This window comes from Leifsonia sp. (assembly GCF_051955155.1).
In the GTDB taxonomy this organism is placed as follows: domain Bacteria; phylum Actinomycetota; class Actinomycetes; order Actinomycetales; family Microbacteriaceae; genus Leifsonia.
On record NZ_JBQCGZ010000043.1, the window covers coordinates 25,363 to 39,537 of the forward strand.

Annotated in this window: 15 protein-coding genes; 9 read left to right on the top strand and 6 right to left on the bottom strand. The window is 74.9% G+C overall.

Features of this window, described 5'->3' with window-relative positions:
• Positions 1 to 20: 20 nt before the first annotated feature.
• Genes ACTHMF_RS04230 through ACTHMF_RS04260 form a run of 7 tightly spaced genes read left to right on the top strand, consistent with a single transcriptional unit; the run spans position 21 to position 8,215 of the window.
• A complete protein-coding gene (locus ACTHMF_RS04230; RefSeq protein ID WP_440316422.1) occupies positions 21 to 1,175 on the top strand; it encodes an ADP-ribosylglycohydrolase family protein in 1,155 nt (384 codons plus the stop codon).
• Positions 1,175 to 2,545: an ADP-ribosylglycohydrolase family protein gene (locus tag ACTHMF_RS04235; RefSeq protein WP_440316423.1), complete on the top strand. Its 1,371-nt coding sequence runs from the start codon at positions 1,175 to 1,177 to the stop codon at positions 2,543 to 2,545. The genes ACTHMF_RS04230 and ACTHMF_RS04235 overlap by 1 nt, the downstream gene beginning before the upstream one ends.
• Positions 2,542 to 3,450 (top strand): ribokinase, encoded by a 909-nt coding sequence (locus ACTHMF_RS04240; RefSeq protein ID WP_440316424.1) that lies wholly within the window; start codon positions 2,542 to 2,544, stop codon positions 3,448 to 3,450. Before ACTHMF_RS04235 ends, ACTHMF_RS04240 begins: the two co-directional genes overlap by 4 nt.
• Positions 3,428 to 5,476: an SUMF1/EgtB/PvdO family nonheme iron enzyme gene (locus tag ACTHMF_RS04245; RefSeq protein ID WP_440316425.1), complete on the top strand. Its 2,049-nt coding sequence runs from the start codon at positions 3,428 to 3,430 to the stop codon at positions 5,474 to 5,476. The genes ACTHMF_RS04240 and ACTHMF_RS04245 overlap by 23 nt, the downstream gene beginning before the upstream one ends.
• Positions 5,473 to 6,660, top strand: a complete 1,188-nt coding sequence (locus ACTHMF_RS04250; RefSeq protein WP_440316426.1) for a CaiB/BaiF CoA transferase family protein — start codon at positions 5,473 to 5,475, stop codon at positions 6,658 to 6,660. The genes ACTHMF_RS04245 and ACTHMF_RS04250 overlap by 4 nt, the downstream gene beginning before the upstream one ends.
• The gene (locus tag ACTHMF_RS04255; protein ID WP_440316427.1) at positions 6,660 to 7,445 is read left to right on the top strand and encodes an HpcH/HpaI aldolase/citrate lyase family protein; all 786 of its coding nucleotides are present in this window, start codon (positions 6,660 to 6,662) and stop codon (positions 7,443 to 7,445) included. Before ACTHMF_RS04250 ends, ACTHMF_RS04255 begins: the two co-directional genes overlap by 1 nt.
• Positions 7,442 to 8,215 (top strand): alpha/beta hydrolase, encoded by a 774-nt coding sequence (locus ACTHMF_RS04260; RefSeq protein WP_440316428.1) that lies wholly within the window; start codon positions 7,442 to 7,444, stop codon positions 8,213 to 8,215. Before ACTHMF_RS04255 ends, ACTHMF_RS04260 begins: the two co-directional genes overlap by 4 nt.
• Here the strand turns inward: ACTHMF_RS04260 and ACTHMF_RS04265 are convergent.
• The 4 genes from ACTHMF_RS04265 to ACTHMF_RS04280 all read right to left on the bottom strand — a co-directional run bounded on the left by ACTHMF_RS04265 (position 8,193) and on the right by ACTHMF_RS04280 (position 10,527).
• Positions 8,193 to 8,807: a dihydrofolate reductase family protein gene (locus ACTHMF_RS04265; RefSeq protein ID WP_440316429.1), complete on the bottom strand. Its 615-nt coding sequence runs from the start codon at positions 8,805 to 8,807 to the stop codon at positions 8,193 to 8,195. The genes ACTHMF_RS04260 and ACTHMF_RS04265 overlap by 23 nt on opposite strands.
• Positions 8,808 to 8,819: 12 nt before the next feature.
• Complete coding sequence (locus ACTHMF_RS04270) at positions 8,820 to 9,155, bottom strand: hypothetical protein (RefSeq protein WP_314149861.1); 336 nt, start codon at positions 9,153 to 9,155, stop codon at positions 8,820 to 8,822.
• A gap of 171 nt (positions 9,156 to 9,326) precedes the next feature.
• Positions 9,327 to 10,217, bottom strand: coding sequence for an aminodeoxychorismate lyase (locus tag ACTHMF_RS04275; protein WP_440316430.1), 891 nt, complete (start codon positions 10,215 to 10,217; stop codon positions 9,327 to 9,329).
• Positions 10,218 to 10,242: 25 nt separating this feature from the next.
• On the bottom strand, positions 10,243 to 10,527 hold the full coding sequence (locus ACTHMF_RS04280; RefSeq protein ID WP_399553048.1) for an acylphosphatase: 285 nt from the start codon (positions 10,525 to 10,527) through the stop codon (positions 10,243 to 10,245).
• 23 nt (positions 10,528 to 10,550) lie between these two features.
• Here ACTHMF_RS04280 and ACTHMF_RS04285 point away from each other — a divergent pair, with 23 nt between their 5' ends.
• Positions 10,551 to 12,077 (top strand): DUF7059 domain-containing protein, encoded by a 1,527-nt coding sequence (locus tag ACTHMF_RS04285; RefSeq protein ID WP_440316431.1) that lies wholly within the window; start codon positions 10,551 to 10,553, stop codon positions 12,075 to 12,077.
• A gap of 65 nt (positions 12,078 to 12,142) precedes the next feature.
• On the opposite strand, the gene ACTHMF_RS04290 is transcribed toward ACTHMF_RS04285, so the two are convergent.
• A complete protein-coding gene (locus ACTHMF_RS04290; protein ID WP_440316432.1) occupies positions 12,143 to 12,655 on the bottom strand; it encodes a metallophosphoesterase family protein in 513 nt (170 codons plus the stop codon).
• A gap of 47 nt (positions 12,656 to 12,702) precedes the next feature.
• Between ACTHMF_RS04290 and ACTHMF_RS04295 the strand changes: the two genes are divergently transcribed.
• Positions 12,703 to 13,734, top strand: a complete 1,032-nt coding sequence (locus tag ACTHMF_RS04295; protein ID WP_440316433.1) for an aldo/keto reductase — start codon at positions 12,703 to 12,705, stop codon at positions 13,732 to 13,734.
• Positions 13,735 to 13,745: 11 nt separating this feature from the next.
• On the opposite strand, the gene ACTHMF_RS04300 is transcribed toward ACTHMF_RS04295, so the two are convergent.
• Positions 13,746 to 14,171 (bottom strand): WapI family immunity protein, encoded by a 426-nt coding sequence (locus tag ACTHMF_RS04300; RefSeq protein ID WP_440316434.1) that lies wholly within the window; start codon positions 14,169 to 14,171, stop codon positions 13,746 to 13,748.
• Positions 14,172 to 14,175: the final 4 nt, after the last annotated feature.

Consider the following 14,175-nt stretch of genomic DNA (forward strand, 5'->3'; position numbering starts at 1 on the left):
CAACAGACGAAGGAGAGACGATGGATGCCCTGGTGAACGCCAGCACGGGTGCGCTCGCGGGCGCTGCCGTGGGAGACGCGCTCGGAGGAGCGGCCGAGGGGAACACCCCCGAGGCGATCCAGGAACGCTACGACGGCTTCATCCAGGGCGTCGTCCCTCCCTTCCTGCCGGACTGGCGCAACGCCCGCCCGATCGCGCCGTACCACAAGGGCGATGGGCACATCACGGACGACACCCTGATGACGACCGCGCTCGTCGAGGTGTACGACACCGTGCGCGATCACCTCGACGCGTTCGCGGTCGCCGACCACCTGGTGCCGCTCCTGATCGGGGAGAAGCGCTGGATCCCCGAGTTCGAGTCGGAGGCGCTGCTGCTGCAGCGCATCTTCCTCGCCGAGAAGTGGCTGGTCGCCCGCCTGCACTACGGTCACATCGACCCGCGCGAGGCCGGCGTCGGCAACATCGTCAACTGCGGCGCGACCATGTACGTCGGCCCGATCGGCATCGTCAACGCCGGGAACCCGGACGGGGCGTACGCCGAGGCGATCGACGTCGCGGCGGCGCACCAGTCCAGCTACGGCAGGGAGGCGGCGGGCGTGTTCGCCGCCGCCGTCGCCGAGGCGATGCGGCCGGGCGCCGACGTGGACAGCGTGGTCGCGACCGCGCTGCGCCTGGCGAAGGACGGCACCCGCGATGCGATCGAGGCGGTCGCCGAGGCGGCCGCCGGCGTGACGGACTGGCGCGGCGGCCTGGCGACCCTGCGCAGCGCCGTCGAGCCGTTCGACACGGTCGGCCCGCACTACCGCGCACCGGCGAAGGACGCGCGCATCCCCAGCCGCACCAAGTCGATCGAGGAGCTGCCGATCGCCATCGGCATGCTGATCGCGGCCCGAGGTGACTACCGGGAGGCGGTGCTCGGCTCCATCAACTACGGCCGCGACTCCGACTCGATCGCCGTGATGGCGGGCTCGGTCGCGGGCGCGCTGGGCGGCCTGGAGGCGGTCCCCGCGGAGTGGGTGGAGGCCGTCAACGCGGGCAGCCGCATGGATGTGACCGCCACCGGACCGGTGATCGCCGCGGTCGCGCGCGACGTCTGGGCGAAGGACGCCGCGCGCGCGAGCGCTGTCGCCGCCGCCCGTTCCGCCTACGCGCCGGTCGCCGCCGAGGCGGTCTGATGCTGCGGCTGAGCTGGACCCAGCCGGAGGACCTGCTGCCGCACGCCTTCGTGGCCGCTGAGCTGGACGGCCGCGAGGTGGAGGACCTCCGCGAGCGCTGGGCGGCGGCGGGCGGAGCTCCCGCGGCGCCGGTGAGCGGCGCGACCCCGCAGCCCGCCCCCGGGCCGCTGCGCCGGCTGGCGCGCGAGCTGCTGGCCGAGCTGGACGAGCGGCCGGACCCGGCCGCGCTGGTGGCGGCGGAGCCGGACGAGCTGGAGGCCATCCTCGCCGCGGCGCCCGCCCCCGGCACCACGCCGGGCCTCCCGGCCGCCCCGCTCGACTCCGCCGCGCTGGACGATCGCGTCCTCGGCGCCTGGCGGGGCCGCGCGGCCGGCTGCCTGCTCGGCAAGCCCGTCGAGAAGATCCCGCTGGAGGGCATCCGCGCCATCGCCGCGTCCACCGGCAACTGGCCCATCGCGTCCTACTTCACCGCGGTCGGCCTCGACCCCGAGGTCGCGGAACGGTACCCGTGGAACCGCCGCAGCCGCCCGACCAGCCTGGTCGAGAACATCGACGGGATGCCGGAGGACGACGACCTCAACTTCCCGCTCATCGCGCTGCAGCTGCTGGAGACCGCCGGCCGCGGCTTCACGACCGACGCGGTCGCGCAGGCCTGGCTGGACGCGCTGCCCGGCGGCCGGGTGTTCACGGCCGAGCGCATCGTCTACCGCAACCTGCTCGACGGGTACGAGCCGGAGGTCGCCGGCCGCGTCCAGAACCCGTTCCGGGACTGGATCGGCGCGCAGATCCGCACCGACGTGTACGGCTGGGCGACGCCGGGCGACCCGGTGGCCGCCGCCCGTCTCGCCTGGACGGACGCGCGGCTGAGCCACGGCCGCAACGGCGTGTACGGCGCGATGTTCGCCGCCGCCGCGTGCAGCGCCGCGGTCGCCGGCGCCGACGTCGACGGCGTGCTCGCCGCCGGCCTGTCCGTGGTGCCCGCGGGCAGCAGGTATGCCGCCGCGATCCGGCGCGGCGCCGAGCTCGCGACCTCCGACCTCGACGACGAGGCCGCCGTGGATGCGCTGCACGCCGAGTTCGGCCACCTGCACTGGGTGCACGTGCTGAACAACGCGGCCCTGCTCGCCTTCGCGCTGTTGCGCGGCGCCGGGGACTTCGAGCGGACCATCACCCTCGCCGTCTCCGGCGGCTGGGACACCGACTCCGTCGGCGCCACCGCCGGCTCCATCGCGGGCGCGCTCACCGGCGCCGCCGGCCTGCCGGCGCGCTGGATCGACCCGCTGCACGACCGGCTGGCGACCTCCGTGCCCGGCTTCTCCGACGTGCGCTTCGCCGACCTGGCGCGGCGCACCAGGGCGGTCGGCGCATGACGACCGCGGTCGTCGGCAGCGCGAACCTCGACCTCGTCTACCGCGTCGAGCGCATCCCATCGCCCGGGGAGACCGTCCTGGCGGTCTCCGCCGACGCGGTGCCGGGAGGCAAGGGCAACAACCAGGCGGTCGCCGCCGCGCGCGCGGGAGCCGACGTGACGTTCGTCGTCGCGCTCGGCCGCGATGCGGCGGGGGACCGGCTCGCGGCCGAGGCACGCTCCGCCGGAGCCGCGGTGCTCGACCGCCGGGTGGACGCGCCGACCGGCACGGCCCTGATCACCGTTGACGCGGCGGGCGAGAACAGCATCGTCGTCGACTCCGGCGCCAACGGCCTGCTCGCCGGGCTCGCGCCCGCCGAGCGCGACGCCGTGACCGCCGCCGACGTGCTCCTGCTGCAGCTGGAGACCCCGATCGAGACGGTCGAGGAGGCCGCGGTCCTGGCGCACGCCGCCGGGACGCTCGTCGTCCTGAACGCCGCGCCCGTCCGCGCGCTGCCGGAGGCGCTGCTCGCCGCCGTCGACATCCTCGTCGTCAACGAGCACGAGGCGCGCCTGCTCGCCCCGGACGCCGGATCGCCGCAAGAGTCCGCGGCGGCGCTCGCCACCGGCGGGCGCTCGGTCGTCCTGACGCTCGGCGGCGCCGGCGCGCTCGTCGTCGCGCCCGGCGCCGAGCCGGTCGCGATCCCCGCGCACCGCGTCGAGGTGGTCGACACCACCGGCGCCGGCGATACCTTCTGCGGCGCGCTCGCGGCCGAGCTCGACCGCTCCGGCCCCGGGGCGCCGGACGCGCTCGTCGCCGCCGCCGAATTCGCGTCGGCCGCCGGCGCGCTGTCCGTTCAGCGCGCGGGGGCCGTCCCGTCCATCCCCACGCTCGAGGAGATCCGTGCTCTCATCGCCGACCGCTGACCCCGACGAGGCCAGCACCAACCAGTTCGACCCACTCGTCCCGCGGCCGATCGACCGGCCGACGACGCTTCCGGCCGGTGGCGCGATCGACCAGGAGGCCGGCGACATCGCCAAGGTGTTCGCCGCCCCGGACGACCCGGCCGACTGGCCGGCGTGGCGTGACGACCTGGCGCGCTGGCGCGCGGAGGCACGCGACCGGTTGGCGTACACCGGCGAGCTCTACGACCGGCAGGAGACGCGCTGGGCGCAGACCGCGTACGCGGTCGCGCAGGTGTGGCTGTGGGACGACCGGCTGTTCGACCACGAGCGCCAGGAGTTCACCGTCGACGGCTTCCTCGACGCGGTCGCCTCGCAGGGCGGCCTCGACGGCGTCGTGCTCTGGCACGCCTACCCGGTGATCGGCATCGACGACCGCAACCAGTTCGACTTCTACCGCGACGTCCCCGGCCTTCCGGACGTGATCGACCGCTTCCACGAGCGCGGCGTCCGGGTCTTCGTCGACTACAACCCGTGGGACGTCGGCACGCGCCGTGCCGACCGCGCGGACGCCGACGAGCTCGCCGCCCTGGTGCAGGAGTTCGGCGTCGACGGCGTGTTCCTCGACACGATGAAGGAGGGCGACTCAGCCCTCGTCGACGCCCTGCTGGGCGCGCCGCCGTCGCAGGTGCTCGAGGGCGAGTCCCGCGTGCCCAACCAGCGCATCCAGGATCATCAGCTCAGCTGGGCGCAGTGGTTCGCCGACTCGCGGGCGCCGGGGGTCATGCGCGCGCACTGGTTCGAGCGCCGGCACATGATGCACGGCGTCCGACGCTGGAACCGCGATCACTCGGACGAGCTGCAGGCCGCGTGGATGAACGGCACCGGCATCCTTGTCTGGGACGCGGTGTTCGGCGTCTGGGTCGGCTGGAACCCGCGCGACGAGTCGACGCTGCGGCGGATGCTGCGCGCGCAGCGGGCGCTCGGCGACGTGCTGGTGGCGGGGGAGTGGGCGCCGCTCGACGGCGCGACCGACGCCGCCATCGCAGCCGGGGTCTACGTGTCCCGGTGGACCCTCGACGGCGTGACGCTGTGGACGATCGTGAACCGCGGCGATGCCGACTGGACGGGCGACCCGCTTGCGGCGCCGCTCGCGACGGGTGCACGCCGGCACGACGTGATCGGCGGCCGCCGGAACGCGCGCGAGGTCACCGTTCCCGCCCGCGGGATCGGCGGCGTTGTCGAGATCGCCCCGGGCGCCGCGGAACCGGACGGGCTGGCCGAGCTGCTCGCCGCGGCGGCGGCCGACTCCGGCTCCGGTTCGGCGAGCGCGGCGTTCCCGGCGCGCGAGGCCGTCCGCGTCGTCCCGGTCCCCGCCCTCACTGCCCCCGCCGGGCTGCCCGCGGACGCGGTCAGGGTCGCCGCCGGCGACCGCGAGCTGACCGTCTGCTACCGCCGCCGCGAGACCGGCTTCTACCAGGGCGCGCCCTACGTGGAGGAGTGGAAGCCGCTCCCGCCCCGGCTGCACGACGAGCGCACCGAGACCATCGCCGTGACGCTGGACCGCCCGGTCGCGGTCGCCGCGCGCGAGGTGTCGGTGGCGGAGTTCCGCGCGTTCCTCGACGAGACCGGCTACCGTCCCACCGTCGGCCACCGCTTCCTGGTCGGGACGGAGACCGCCGGGCCGGACGCGCCGGTCACGGGCGTCTCGCTCTCCGACGCCCGGGCGTACGCTGCCTGGGCGGGCGCGCGCCTGCCCGACGAGTTCGAGTGGCAGCTCGCCGCGGAGGCCGGCCTCGGTCGCCGCGAGCCCGCCGTCTGGAACCTCACCGAGAGCGAGCACGACGACGGGATCACCCGGTTCGTCATGCTCAAGGGCGGCTCAGCCCACCGCTCGGAGGGCTCCGACTGGTACGCGGACGGCGGCGTGCAGCGGCCGTCCTTCACGTTCAAGTACCTGCTGCCGGGGCTCGGCATCGAGCGCTCGGCGAGCATCGGCTTCCGGCTGGCCTGGGACATCGACGAGCGAGGAACGGAGGCCGCACGATGACCGCGCCCCTCGACGGCGTCCGGGTGCTGGACGTCTCCACCCTGTTCGCCGGTCCGCTCGCGGCGACCTTCCTCGGCGACTTCGGCGCCCAGGTCACCAAGGTCGAGCATCCCACCCGGGCCGACGCCGCGCGCGGCCACGGCCCGGCGAAGGACGGCGTCAACCTGTGGTGGAAGACGCTCGGGCGCAACAAGCGCACCGTCACCATCGACCTCGGGACGCCGGACGGCGCCGAGCTGCTGCTCGCGCTCGCCGCCGAGGCCGACGTGCTGATCGAGAACTTCCGTCCCGGCACACTGGAACGCTGGGGGCTCGCTCCGGAGCGCCTGCAGGAGGCGAACCCGCGGCTCGTGATCGCCCGCGTCACCGCGTTCGGGCAGACCGGGCCCTACTCGTCCCGGCCCGGCTTCGGCAGCCTCGCGGAGGCGATGAGCGGGTTCGCGGCGCTGACCGGCGAGCCGGACGGCCCCCCGACGCTGCCGCCGTTCGGCCTCGCCGACGGGATCGCCGCGCTCACCTGCGCGTACGCCGTCGCCGTCGCCCTGCGCGCCGCCGAGCGCGACGGCCGCGGCCAGGTCATCGACCTGGCCATCATCGAGCCGATCCTGATGCTGCTCGGCGGCCAGATCACCGCGTACGACCAGCTCGGCGTCGTCCAGCCGCGCACCGGCAACCGCTCGGTGAACAACGCGCCGCGCAACGTCTACCGCACCGCGGACGGCGACTGGGTGGCCGTCTCCACCAGCTCGCAGTCGATCGCCGAGCGCGTGATGCGCCTGGTCGGCAGGGAGGACGTGGTGGCGGAGCCGTGGTTCGCCACCGGGCACAGCCGGGCAGAGCACGCGGACGAGCTGGATGCGGCGGTCGGCTCCTGGATCGCCGCCAGGCCGACCGCGGAGGTCGTCTCCGCGTTCGAAGAGGCGCAGGCGGCGATCGCTCCGGTGTACGACGTGCGCGGCATCCTCGCCGACCCGCAGTACCGCGCCCTCGGCACCGTGCAGACCGTTCCGGACGACGAGCTCGGCCCGGTCAAGATGCAGAACGTGCTGTTCCGGCTCTCCGGCACCCCCGGCGGCATCCGCTGGGCCGGCCGCCGGCACGGCCAGGACACCGACGCGGTGCTCGCCGAGATCGGCGTGGCGCCCGAGCAGCTGGCCGCGCTGCGCGAGCGGGGGGTCGTGTGATGGCGACCACCGCGCTGTACGTCCCCGGCGACCGTCCCGACCGCTTCGAGAAGGCCGTCGCCGCCGGTCCCGACATCGTCATCCTCGACCTCGAGGACGCGGTCGCGCCCGCGGCGAAGGAGTCCGCGCTCGCCGCGGTCACCGGCTGGCTGGCCGCGCGCGGCGCCGCGGACGGCCCCGGCATCCAGGTCAGGGTCAACCGCGGCGCCGAGGACGAGGTGGCCGCCCTGGTCGCCACGGGCGCGCGGCTCGGCCTCCGGCTGCCGAAGGTCGAGTCGACGGCCGAGCTGGACCGCATCGCCGCGCTCGCACCCGGCCTGCCGGTCACCGCGCTCGTCGAGTCCGCCCTCGGGCTGGAGCGCGCGTTCGAGCTGGCCTCGCATCCCGCCGTCGCCGCGCTCGGAGCGGGGGAGTCCGACCTGGCCGCCGAGCTCGGCACGCGCGACGACGTCGTGCTCGACCACGTCCGCGTCCGGCTGCTGGTCGCCGCCCGCGCCGCCGGGCTGCCGGCGCCGATGCTGGCGGCCTACCCCGGCATCCGCGACCTGGACGGCCTGCGCGCCGACACCGAGCGCGGCCGGCGCCTCGGCTGGCACGGCCGCTCGGCCATCCACCCCGCCCAGCTGCCGGTGATCCGCGAGGTCTTCCTGCCGCGCGAGGAGGAGGTGGCGTGGGCGCGCGCGGTGCTCGACGCGTTGACGGCCGACGGCGTCGCGACGCTCGCGGACGGCCAGATGGTGGATGCCGCGATGGCCGCCCGCGCCCGGAGGATCCTCGGCCGGTGACCGCGCCGCGCTGGGCCGCGATCCCGAGCGCGGCGCTCGGCGGGGAGCTGGGCTTCCTGCTGCGGGTGCCGCAGGGACGCGGGCCGCATCCCGTCACCGTGCTGCTGCACGGCCGCGGCGACGGCGCCCGGAGCTGGCGGCCGGTGTTCGGCGAGCTTCCGCCCGGGGTGGTCCTCATCCCGGACGCGCCGTGGCTCGACCGGGCGGGCTACTGGGTCGACTCCGCGCATCCCGGCGGCCGGGCCGTGGAGACCGCGGTCGTGCGCGACCTCCTCTCCTGGGCGCAGGACGAGCTGCCGATCACCGGCGACCGCGCGGCCCGGACCGTCGCCGGCTACTCGATGGGCGGCGCCGGTGCCGTGCGGCTCGGGCTCGCGCACCCGGAACTCTTCGGCACGGTGATCGCGCTCAGTCCCGCGCTCTACGACCCGGAACCGCCCGAGGGGTCGTCGGCCCGCGAATCCGGAGCCTTCGGCACCGCGTCGGCGCTGTTCGACCCTGCCGTGTACGCGCGGCTCGGCCACCGGGCGGCACTCGCCGCGCATCCGGGGACGCCGACGCGGCTGCTCGTCGCTGCGGGGGATGCGGAGCCCGCGATTCCCGGGGCGCCCGCCGCGCTCGCGGTCGGGGCGCAAGCGCGCGAACTGGTCCGGCTCGCCGCCGCGACCCCGGGCATCGCGGCGACGTTCAGAGAGTTCCCCGGCGGCCACGGCTGGGAGACCTGGCGGCCCGCGCTGCGCTGGGCGCTCAGCGCCGCACGCGATACGTGAGGTGCGCGACCTCGGGCGTCACCCGCTCGCGCAGCAGCTCCAGCTCCAGCGCGGGCACCCGGTCGAACACGCGCTCGCCCGCCCCGAGCGTGATCGGCACCACGTGCAGCCGCAGCTCGTCCACGACGCCCGCCCACAGCGCCTGGTTGAGCGTCTCCGCGCCGCCGGCGATCGCGACGTCGGCGTCGCCCGCGGCCGCGCGCGCCTGGTCGAGCGCCGAGTGGATGCCGTCGGTCACGAACCAGAAGGTCGTCCCCGTCAGCTTCAGCGGCTCCCTCGCGTAGTGCGTGAGCACGAAGACGGGCGCGTGGTACGGCGGCTCGTCGCCCCACCACCCGGTCCAGTCGCCGAGCGGCGCGTCGGGCGCCGGCCACTCGTCGCGCACCGGCCCGAACATCTTCCTGCCCATCACGTAGGCGCCCGCCGCGGTGATCGCGTCGATCTCCTCGGCGTGCCGGTCCGCGTACTCGGCGAACATCCACGTGTGCAGCCGTCCGTCGACGCCCTCGCCCATCGGCTTGTCGAGCGACTGGTTGGGGCCGGCGGCGTAGCCGTCGAGCGAGAGGGCGATGTCCGCGGTGACGATTCCCATGCGGGAAGTCTGCTACGCGCGCTCCACCTTGTCGAGCATGCCCCAGACGGCCTCGCTCAGCTCGGGATGCTCGAGCGCGATGCGCCGCAGCACGCCGTACTCGAAGCGGGCGAAGGTGTCGCGGCCGGCGGCGGGGTGGTGCGCCCGCGACTGCTCCTCGGCGAGGTCGAACTCCTCGATCGCCCCGGCGCGGAGCGAGATGACGACCTGCTCGTCGACGCTCGGCAGGTCCGGGATGAAATGCCACGGGTCCTCGCCGGCGCGGCAGCGGTGCTCGATGATCGCGGCGAGTTCGTCTCGCGCCTGCTGACGCAGCACTTCGATGCTTCTCGGGACCTGCTCGCTCACGTCGACCTCCCTCCGCTGACAGTGGCGCCGGCCTCGTCGCCGGTGCGGTGCGTACAGCCTAAGCGCCGAATCCGCGTGTCGCGAATCGGCACGTAACCGGGTCACCGTTTGTGCCGGATCAGCGGTATCCCGCGCGCGGGAACCGCGATCTGCGCCGAATGATGCGCGGGATCAGTGCGTGCGCGAGAGCAGATAGCGGTTGAGCTCGGCGGTCAGCGCGGCGTCGACCGGGTAGGCGCGGCCGTCCAGGTCGGTGATCGGCGCGGCCATCCGCACGCTCGACACCAGCCACAGCGCGTCCGCCGTCACGAGCTCCTCGGCGGTGATCCTCCGGTACTCGGTCCGCAGCCCCGTGGTGGTGAAGAAGTCGAAGACCGCCGCCTGGGTCGTCCCGGCCAGGATGCCCTGGTCGGTCTGCGGCGTGCTCACCACTCCGTCCGAGAGCAGGATGACGTTCGAGGTCGGCCCCTCCAGCGCGAACCCGTCCGAGCTGAGGAACAGGACGTCGTCGGCGCCGCGGCGGACGGCCTCGCGCTGTGCGGCGCGGTTGACAGCGTAGGAGAGCGTCTTCGCGCCGGCGAGCAGCCACGGCGCGGTCTCGGCGATGTCGTGGCGCAGGCCGCGGTCGAGCGTGACGACGCGGATGCCGAGGCGCTGGCTGCTGAAGTCCTCGCCCTGGTCCACGAAGACCCAGCCGCTCGGCCGACCGGAGCCCTCGACGCCGCGGCTGTAGATGAGCTTGGCGTACAGCTCGTCGCCGCCGCCATTGCGCGTGCGGTAGTCGGCGATCCCGGCCAGCACGGCCTCGTGCCAGACGTGCTCGGCCGGCTCCGGCAGGTCGAGCAGCGCCGCGGAGTGCGCGAGCCGCATCAGGTGCGGGCCGAGCGCCTGCGGGTGACCGTCGATGACGGCGATCGTCTCGAACACGCCGTCTCCGCGCGTGATGCCGAGGTCGGTGATGCGCACCTGCGGCGCATCGAAGTCGGCGACGGCGTAGCCGGGGTCTCCGGTGGCCGGGTCGCCGGTGGGCGCGGTGATGGTGAGCAGCGTGGCGCGGGTCATGCCCCTATTCTGGCCCCCGCCCGGTTCACACGGTCTGCCGGATGCGGAACTCGTCGTCGCCGTCCACCGGTGCGTCCGACACCGCGACCTCCTCGACCGCGCTGCCGGGAGGGCCGGTGCGCAGCCAGCCGAGCATGCGCTCGACGGCCTCCGGCTCGCCCTCGACCTCCACCTCGACGCTCCCGTCCGCGCGGTTGCGCGCCCAGCCGGTCACGCCGATGCGGTGCGCCTGCTCGCGCGCGCTCCAGCGGAAGCCGACGCCCTGCACCTGGCCCGTCACGGTCGCCCTCTTGCGGATCACGTGGCCCATTCTGCTCCTGCTTCAATGGAGGCGTGAGCTCACCCGCCGTCGCCGCCCTCCGTTCCGATCTCTCCGCCGCCGGTTTCACCGTCGACGGTCTCGACGCGCTCTGGGGCGCGGAGGCGGCCGCCGCGCTGCACCGCGGCCAGGGCGTGCCCGCCGAGCGCGCGGTCGCCCGCGCGGGCGGTGGCGCGCTGCCGCCCCTCGCGGCGCTGTTCGTGCTGGGCCGGCCGGTCGCGCGCGAGCGGGCCGCGGAGGCGCTGCCCGCCCTCGGCGTCGACGGCGCCGTCGCGCTCGGGCTGCTCTCCGAAGCGGCGGACGGGGACGCCGGCACGGTAGCGCCCGCCGTCGACCTGCGGCCGTACAGCTTCGTGGACGCGCTCGGTCCCGCGGAGTGGTGGATCGTCTCCGACCTCGGCGAGCTGGCGCTCGGCGGCCCGCTCCTGGAGGACCACGTGCTCGGCGTCGGCGGGGCGTCCATGACGCTCAGCGGGCTGATGCTGCAACGGCCCGTCGCCACCGCGCTCGACCTGGGCACCGGCTGCGGCATCCAGGCCATGCACGCCTCGCGTCACGCGCGCCGCGTCGTCGCGACGGACATCTCCGAGCGCGCGCTGCGGCTCGCGGCGCTGAACGCCGAGCTGAACGGCATCGATGGCATCGAGTTCCGGCTCGGCAGCCTGTTCGAACCGGTGGCGGGGGAGCGGTTCGACCACATCGTCTCGAACCCGCCGTTCGTGATCACCCCGCGCGCCGACGGCGTCCCCGCCTACGAGTACCGCGACGGCGGAATGGTCGGCGACGAGCTGGTCGCGGCGTTCGTCTCCGGATGCGCGGAGCACCTGGAGCCGGGCGGCGTCGCCCAGCTGCTCGGCAACTGGGAGTATCGCGGCACCGGCGACGCGCTCGACCGCGTGCGGAGCTGGGTGGACGCGTCCGCGCATCCCCTCGACGCGTGGGTGATCGAGCGCGACACCGAGGACGCGGCGCAGTACGCCGAGACCTGGATCCGCGACGGCGGCACCCGCCAGGGCACGGAGGCGTTCGACGCGCTGGTGTCCGCGTGGCTGGACGACTTCGAGGCGCGCGGCGTGCGCGAGGTCGGCTTCGGCTACGTGCTGCTGCGCCGCGCGGAGGGCGTGCCGACGCTGCGCCGGTTCGAGCGCATGCACGGCGCGCTCGGCGCGAACGAGGCCGGCCTCGGCGTGCACCTCGGTGCGTGCCTCGCCGCGCACGACGTGCAGGCGGCGCTCGACGACGCGGCCTTCGGGGCGCTGCGGCTGACGGTGGCGGGCGACGTGACGGAGGAGCGGCACCTGTGGCCGGGCGCGGACGCTCCGACGGCGATCCTGCTGCGCCAGGGCGGCGGCTTCGGCCGGGTGATCGCCGCAGACACCGCCCTCGCCGCTCTGGTCGGCGCGTGCGACGGCGAGCTCAGCGTCGCCGCGATCGTCGCTGCGCTCGCCCAGCTGCTCGAGGTCGACGAGGAGGCCCTGCGCGCCGACCTGCTCCCCGCCGTCCGCGCCCTCACCACCGACACCCTCCTCCACCTCCCCTAACAGCCGAGTACGCAGAAAGTGGCCCCGAAACCGTCGAGTACGCAGAGAATCCGCGTACTCGACGGCTACCGGACGGGGGCGGGGAGGGGGAGGGAGTGGAGGTCGACGCGGGTGAGGCGGGCGTCGGCGACCTCGGCGGTCAGGTAGGTGCACGCGGGCTGGCGGCGGCGGTCGGTCGGCGAGCCGGGGTTCAGCAGCCGCAGGCCACCCGGGGCGACGGTGTCCCACGGGATGTGCGAGTGACCGAAGACGAGCACATCGGCGTCTGGGAACGCCGACTCGCAGCGGCGCTCGCGGCCGGTCGCCTGGCCGGTCTCGTGCACGACGGCGAAGCGCAGGCCACCGAGCTCCGCGCGCGCCACCTCCGGCAGCCGGGCCCGCAATGCGGCCCCGTCGTTGTTGCCGTACACGCCGATCAGCCGCCGGGAGCGCTCCTCGAGCAGGTCGAGCGTCGCCACATCCACCCAGTCGCCGGCGTGGATCACGACGTCCGCCGCGTCCACCTCCGCGAGCACCGCGTCCGGCAGCCGTTTCGCGCGTTTCGGGATGTGCGTGTCCGAGATCATCAGCAGCCTCACGTCGATGAACGGTATGCGAATCGCGGCGCCGGGGCTAGCGTCGCAGCATGGACCTCAGGAATCTCGGAAACAGCGGAACGATCGTGTCGGAGTACGCCCTCGGCACCATGACCTTCGGAGCGGAGGCGGACGAGCGGACCTCGCACGCCATCCTGGAGCGCTACCTCGACGCCGGCGGCACCGTCATCGACACGGCGGACGTCTACAGCTCGGGCGTCTCGGAGACGATCATCGGCCGCTGGCTGGCGCGCAACCACGGCAGCCGCGACCGCCTCGTCATCGCCACCAAGGGCCGCTTCCCGATGGGCGACGGCCCGAACGACCTCGGCCTCTCGCGCACCCACCTGCGCTCCGCGCTCGACGCGTCGCTGCGCCGGCTCGGCGTCGACCACATCGACCTCTACCAGCTGCACGCCTTCGACGCGCTGACCCCGCTGGAGGAGACGCTGCGCTTCCTGGACGACGCGGTCACCGCGGGCAAGATCTCCTACTACGGCTTCTCGAACTACCTCGGCTGGCAGCTGACCAAGGCGGCCGCCGTCGCGCAGGCGCACGGCTGGGCGCCGCCCGTCACGCTGCAGCCGCAGTACAGCCTGCTGATGCGCGGCATCGAGCACGAGATCGTCCCGGCCGCCCTGGACGCCGGCATCGGGCTGCTGCCCTGGTCGCCGCTCGCGGGCGGCTGGCTGAGCGGCAAGTACCGCAGGGACCAGGCGCCCACCGGCGCCACCCGGCTCGGCGAGAACCCCACGCGCGGGATGGAGGCGTGGGAGGCCCGCAACGCCGACCCGCACACCTGGCAGGTGATCGACGCCGTGCAGACCGTCTCGGAGCAGACCGGCGCCAGCATGTCGCAGGTCGCGCTCGCGTGGCTGGCCGACCGTCCCGCGGTGACCTCGGTCATCCTCGGCGCGCGCACCGTCGAGCAGCTGGAGGACAACCTGGCCGCCGCTGACCTCGACCTCACGGACGAGCAGCGCACCGCCCTGGACGAGGCGAGCAGCCCGCGCACCGAGGTCTACCCGTACGGCGAGCAGGCCATCGCGCAGCGGCACCGCAAGCGCACCGGCGGCCGCTGAGCCCCCCGGGGTCAGGCGCGCCGGGCGGCCTGGGCCGCGAGGGCGACGGCGCCCTCGCGCACGTCCTGGTCCGCGAGGGCGAGGCCGATGACGACGTCGGTGGTCTCCCCGGGCGGGGCCGCCGTCGCGCGCATTCCGAGCAGGGCGACCCGCAGCTCGACCCCGCCGCCGGGGATGCGCCGACCGCTGAGCGAGAGGACCGGCTCCGCGAAGGTCAGCGCCGACCACTCGTCCGCTCCGAGTGTCAGGTCGCCCGCGAGCCCGGCGAGCCAGGCGGCCAGCTCGGTCGCCTCGTCCTCGCTCAGGACGGGCGCGGTCAGCGTCCAGGAGCGCTCGCCGTCCACCGCCTCCACGGTGACGGCGGGCTCTCCTCCCCCGGGGGCGTGGCCGATGTCCAGCCGCAGCTTCCGCGCCTCGGACCGGTCCGCCAGGAGCACGGCA

Bases quoted from the DNA above. Each gene is read 5' to 3' on its own strand.
- ACTHMF_RS04240 (WP_440316424.1), top strand. From the start codon at position 2,542: ATGACGACCGCGGTCGTCGGCAGCGCGAACCTCGACCTCGTCTACCGC.
- ACTHMF_RS04250 (WP_440316426.1), top strand. From the start codon at position 5,473: ATGACCGCGCCCCTCGACGGCGTCCGGGTGCTGGACGTCTCCACCCTG.
- ACTHMF_RS04255 (WP_440316427.1), top strand. From the start codon at position 6,660: ATGGCGACCACCGCGCTGTACGTCCCCGGCGACCGTCCCGACCGCTTC.
- ACTHMF_RS04280 (WP_399553048.1), bottom strand. From the start codon at position 10,527: ATGGGCCACGTGATCCGCAAGAGGGCGACCGTGACGGGCCAGGTGCAG.
- ACTHMF_RS04235 (WP_440316423.1), top strand. From the start codon at position 1,175: ATGCTGCGGCTGAGCTGGACCCAGCCGGAGGACCTGCTGCCGCACGCC.
- ACTHMF_RS04275 (WP_440316430.1), bottom strand. From the start codon at position 10,217: ATGACCCGCGCCACGCTGCTCACCATCACCGCGCCCACCGGCGACCCG.
- ACTHMF_RS04230 (WP_440316422.1), top strand. From the start codon at position 21: ATGGATGCCCTGGTGAACGCCAGCACGGGTGCGCTCGCGGGCGCTGCC.
- ACTHMF_RS04295 (WP_440316433.1), top strand. From the start codon at position 12,703: ATGGACCTCAGGAATCTCGGAAACAGCGGAACGATCGTGTCGGAGTAC.
- ACTHMF_RS04265 (WP_440316429.1), bottom strand. From the start codon at position 8,807: ATGGGAATCGTCACCGCGGACATCGCCCTCTCGCTCGACGGCTACGCC.